Annotated in this window: 4 protein-coding genes; all 4 read left to right on the top strand. The window is 28.9% G+C overall.

Annotated features, from left to right (window positions below; all coding sequences use genetic code 11):
- Nucleotides 1–60 precede the first annotated feature (60 nt).
- The 4 genes from NSA58_RS15280 to NSA58_RS15265 all read left to right on the top strand — a co-directional run bounded on the left by NSA58_RS15280 (nucleotide 61) and on the right by NSA58_RS15265 (nucleotide 4,996).
- Nucleotides 61–1,191: a DUF3798 domain-containing protein gene (locus NSA58_RS15280; protein WP_039679325.1), complete on the top strand. Its 1,131-nt coding sequence runs from the start codon at nucleotides 61–63 to the stop codon at nucleotides 1,189–1,191.
- A 151-nt stretch (nucleotides 1,192–1,342) separates the two neighbouring features.
- Entirely contained in the window at nucleotides 1,343–2,944 is a 1,602-nt protein-coding gene (locus tag NSA58_RS15275; protein WP_074429077.1) for a sugar ABC transporter ATP-binding protein, read from the top strand.
- Nucleotides 2,913–3,929, top strand: coding sequence for an ABC transporter permease subunit (locus tag NSA58_RS15270; RefSeq protein ID WP_039679327.1), 1,017 nt, complete (start codon nucleotides 2,913–2,915; stop codon nucleotides 3,927–3,929). Before NSA58_RS15275 ends, NSA58_RS15270 begins: the two co-directional genes overlap by 32 nt.
- Nucleotides 3,929–4,996, top strand: a complete 1,068-nt coding sequence (locus NSA58_RS15265; RefSeq protein WP_039679328.1) for an ABC transporter permease subunit — start codon at nucleotides 3,929–3,931, stop codon at nucleotides 4,994–4,996. The genes NSA58_RS15270 and NSA58_RS15265 overlap by 1 nt, the downstream gene beginning before the upstream one ends.
- The last annotated feature ends 493 nt before the right edge of the window (nucleotides 4,997–5,489 follow it).

Here is a 5,489-nt window from a genome sequence, read left to right as displayed (position 1 = left end):
TTTACTTTATATGAAATGCTTCATATAATTAGATTGAAATATATTATGTGGAGGGAAATAATGAAGAAATTATTATCAGTATTATTATCAGCAATAATGATGGTAACATTTTTAACGGGATGTACACAAAGTGGTGGGGGAGATGCTAGTACAGATGAGTATCATATAGCAATTGTAACACCAACATTATCAACAAGTGAAGATGAGTATCGTGCCGGGGAAGAAATGGCTAAGAAGTATCCAGAAATAGTAAAACATTTAACTTTACCAGAAAACTTTGAAGAAGAGATAGAAACTTGTATAAGCACAATAGTATCAGCAGCAGATGATCCACTTATGAAAGCTGTTGTTGTTGTATCAGGTCAATCAGGATTAATTCCTGCATTCCAACAAATTAAAGAAAAAAATCCAGATATATTCACAGTAACTGCTCCAATATTTGATGAGCCAGAAATGATGAGTGAATATATAGACTTAAATTTAGATACAAACTGGTTAGAAAGAGGAAGAACTATAGTTGAAAAAGCAAATAAAATGGGAGCTAAAACTTTTGTTCACTACTCATTCCCAACTCATTTATCTAAGCCATTAATATCTGCTAGAAGAGATAAAATGAAAGAAACTTGTGAAAAGTTAGGAATGGAATTTGTTGAAGTTGTAACTCCAGATCCACAAACTGGAGATAGTGTGGAAGCTATGCAACAATTTTTACAAGAAGATATACCAAGACAAATAGAAAAATACGGTAAAGATACTAATATATTTGGTTCAAACTGTCCAATGTATGATGTAATAATAAAAGAAGCTTTAGAATTAAAATATACAGTAGCTGAGCAATGTTGTCCAACACCAACTCAAGCTTATCCAACAGTTTTAGGTCTTGAAATTAGCGAAGAAGATCAAACTAACTTTGATAAAATAAATGAAATGATAAGTGAAAAAGTTGATGCAGCTGGAATGAAAGGAAGACTTTCAGGATGGCCAATATCAGTAACTGTTTATATGCCAGAATTTGCAGTTGAAGTAGCAAAAGAAGTTGTAGAAAATGACTTTGATTATAAAGATGCAACAAAATTAAACGAATTAACTAAAGAAAAATTTGATGTAGAAGTTGATTATACTAAATTAGAGGATAATGGAAAAACTTACGATAATTACTTCGTAATGTTAATGGAATCAATCTTCTATTAAGATTTTAAAAATAAAATCATACTAATTTATAATAAGTAAGCTTTACTAAAATTTAAAATATAAAAGAAATGAGGTTAATCAAAATATGATATTTATTATAAATATATTTTGCGTTAACCTCTTTTTTATGAAATAGAGAGGTATAAGATAAGTGGAAAAATTTGCACTGGAAATTAAAAATTTAAATAAATATTTTGGAAAAGTACAAGTCTTACATGATATCAATCTTCAAATAAAAAAAGGAGAAATACATGGAATTATAGGACCTAATGGATCTGGGAAAAGTACTTTTATGAATATTTTATTTGGTAATTCAGTCATAAAACATAGTGGTGGCTATGAAGGGGAAATAATTGTTGACGGAAATCGTATAAACATGGATAGTCCACAGAAGTCCATAAAATGTGGAATGGGAATGATTCATCAAGAGTTTACTTTATTACCAGAAATGAGTGTATCAGAAAATATTAAACTTACAAGGGAGAATAAAATTAAGAGTACGGAGAAAATTTTAGGTAAAAACTTAGCATACATAGATAAAAATAAAAATAATAAAGAAGCTAAAGTAATTTTGCAAAAACTTGGATTTAATATAGATGCAGACCTGTTGATAAAAAATTTATCAGTAAATGCAATGCAATTTGTAGAGATTGCTAGGGAAATAGATAATGATAAATTAAAAATATTATTTTTAGACGAACCAACGGCAGTTTTAAATGAAGAAGACTCCACAAAGCTTATGAAGGTTATGAGAGACTTGGCTGATAATGGAATGACAATAATCTTTGTCTCACATAGACTACATGAAATAAAGGAAATTTGTGATAGAGTAACTGTACTTAGAGATGGTCATGTGGTATCTCAATATAAAAGAGAAGAAATGACTTTAAAGAAGTTGACACACGCTATGATGGGATATGAGGTCATAAAAACAAAAAGAGAAAAAAGAGAAAATGAAAATAAAAGTATACTTACAATGAAAAATTTCTTTGTAAACATGCCAGGGGAAGACATAAGAGGTATAGATTTAGATATAAAAAAAGGTGAAATATTAGGAGTTACATCATTATCTGGTCATGGTAAACTTGGCTTAGGCTATGGAATTATGGGATTATTTCCATATGAAGGTACTGTAATGATGGAAGATGAAATTATTGATGTCAGTAATATAAGGGAAAGTATTAATAAAGGTATATTTTTAATTCCAGATGATAGAAAGAAAATGGGATTGCTTATGGAACATTCTATAGAAGATAATATAGTCTTTTCAGGATTATATGGAAAGAATAAATTTTTAAAGAAATCAATGAGATTATTTAAAACAAAGGATAAAGAAAAGATTAATGATACTGTTGAAAATTATATAGAAAGATTAGAGATAAAATGTGTAAATAAACATCAAGAAGTAAGGCAATTAAGTGGTGGGAATCAACAAAAGATTTGTATAGCCAGAGCTTTATGTATGAATCCTAAAATTTTATTTCTTCTAGAACCTACTCGTGGAGTGGATATAGGATCAAAGGAAAAAATCTTAGATATGATAATTGAAATAAATGAAAAAAATAATATGACAGTAGTAGTAATTTCAAGTGAATTAGAAGAATTAAAAAGAATTAGTGATAGAGTAGCAGTTTTATGTGAAGGAAGGTTATCTAATATACTACCTCCAAACAGCAGTGATGAAGAGTTTACTCTAGCTTATACAGGGGAGGGAGAATATTATGAAAATCAAGAAGCCTCAAATAATAATTAGTGGATTTTTATGCTTATTAATTATAATAGCTTATAAATTAAATATGGAGATGAGTGAACTTTTTAGTCGATCATTTGTAAAATTTGTAATGAATGGAGTATTGGTACTTGCTATGATCCCTATGATAAATGTAGGTGTAGGTATGAATTTTGGTTTACCCATTGGTATTATTGCAGGACTTCTTGGAATGTGTATTTCTATTCAATTTAGATTAAGTGGATTTGTAGGATTTTTAATGGCCATATTAGTGTCTATTCCAATAGCAATAATATTTGGAGTATTATATGGTAAAATCTTAAATCATGTTAAAGGAAAAGAAGATATTGCAGCCATGTTTATAGGGTTTGCATTTATCCCAATAATGAACTTTTTCTGGACTATAGCTCCATTTTCAAATCGAGAGATGCTATACCCCATAGGAGGTAAAGGACTTAGACCTAAGATAAGTTTAGATAATTATTTTGGCAGAGTATTAAATGATTTATGGATAGTAAAAGTAAATAATATTGAAATACCAGTAGGACTAATTATGTTTTATGCTGTTATTGCAATTTTAATGTATTTATATTTTAATTCAAGAAAAGGTAAGCTTATGGAAGCAGTAGGAGAAAATGAAATCTTTTGTACTTTATCAGGTGTTGATATAGATAAAACGAGAATTAAAGCAGTTGTAATATCTACAATAATTGCAGGCGTTGGAATAATAGTCTATGCTCAAAGTTATGGGTTTGTAGAACTTTATGGTTCTCCATCATCGTTTACTTTTCCTGCAATATCTTCCATATTAATAGGAGGGTGTATAGGTAAAAAGGCAACTTTATTTCATGCAATTTTAGGAACATTTTTATATCAAAGTATTTATTTGTTATCAACTCCAATAGCAAACGAGCTATTGGTGCCAGAGATGGCAGAAATTATTCGTATGATAATTACTAATGGAATAATTCTTTATGCATTTTTAAAACAAGAAAGGAGAACAACATAATGAAAAATAATAACTTATCTTTGAACTTTTTGAAAAGAGAAAGTAGCAGAATTCCTTTGTTGTTTATGTTTTTAATAGTAATATGCTTTTATCTAGCAAATGTTAGTATAATTCTTGTTGGGGAACAAGTGGCAGTTAGATTTATTAGAAATGGTATCTTAGTTTTATCATTAGTAATTCCGATTGCAGCAGGGATGGGCTTGAATTTTGGTATAACTCTTGGAGCTATGGCAGCTCAAGGGGCGTATTTAGTTAGTTTAAATTTTAATTTGCAAGGTGGAATAGGCGTACTAGTAGCTTTTATTATTAGTATAATTTTAGCCTTGTTTATAGGATATGTTTTAGGAATATTGATGAATAAGGTTAAAGGAAAGGAGATGATAACATCAATTGTTATTGCTGCTTTAGCTAACTATATTTATCAATTGATTTTCATGGCAGGTTTTGGAGCATTAATTCCTATTAATAATGAAAAAATAGCACTTAGTACAGGTATAGGTATTAAAAATATGGTGGATTTAAGGAGCTATAAGGAGTTTTTTGAAAGTTTCGGTAGTATAAAAATAGGAGGAATAAATGTATCCATATTCTTAATACTAGTTGTGATTTTTACTGGATTTATAGTTTACTATATTTTGAATACTCCTCTTGGTCAAAAAATAAAGGCAGTGGGTATTAGCGAGGAAAAATCAGAGAATTTAGGAATATCTGTAGATAAAATTAGAATAATAGTTATGATAATTTCTACAGTATTGGCAGCCATAGGTCAATTTATATATTTGCAAAATATAGGGTCATTAAATGTATATACAGAACATTTAAATACAGATGTAATGAGTTGTGCAGCTTTACTTGCGGGAGGAGCATCTATTAAAAGGGCATCTGTAAAAAATGCTCTCTATGGAACTATAATTTTACACATACTATTTGTATTATCTCCTTTAGCAGGTCAAAACTTCTTCTCTAATGTGGCATTGGGAGAATATTTTAGAACATTTATAATGTATGGGGTAATTGCATTTGCATTAGTAGTTAATATTAAGTTAGACAGCAAAAGAGAAAAATAGGGGAATCTACACTATGAATATAGTTGAAATTATAAGAACTGTAGTAGGAGTATTTTTTATTTTATTTGAGCTAATAGTATATGCATATGATTAATGAGGTAATATGGCATATTCAGAATATAGATACAGTCCAATAAGCTGGTTAATTTGTATTCCTATTGGTGTTTTTGTAGTTGCATTTACTATTGAAAGAGGTATTTATTTCGCCATGCAGCTGCAATATTATGGGTAGTGGAAAAATAGTATTAATAATATTAGATGAGAAAAGAGTAAAATTAAACAAAGTGTGTAAATGAGACAAGTCTATGATTTAATTGATATATTAAAACATAGACTTTTTAATTGTAAGGAAATTATATGCTATTTGTTCTGTAGATAACGTATAACTTCCAACTTTGTTATTTGAGCAACAGGCGAAGCCGTTGGCCATATGAGAGAAGCAAATTTTTTATAATGCAAAGTTTAGAAATTTACTTCTTCAAATTGAGTAAAA

It is taken from the genome of Terrisporobacter muris (genome assembly GCF_024621905.1).
GTDB classification, from domain to species: Bacteria; Bacillota; Clostridia; order Peptostreptococcales; family Peptostreptococcaceae; genus Terrisporobacter; species Terrisporobacter muris.
The sequence above is the reverse complement of the archived record's forward strand: the minus strand, read 5'-3'. Positions and strand labels throughout refer to the sequence as shown.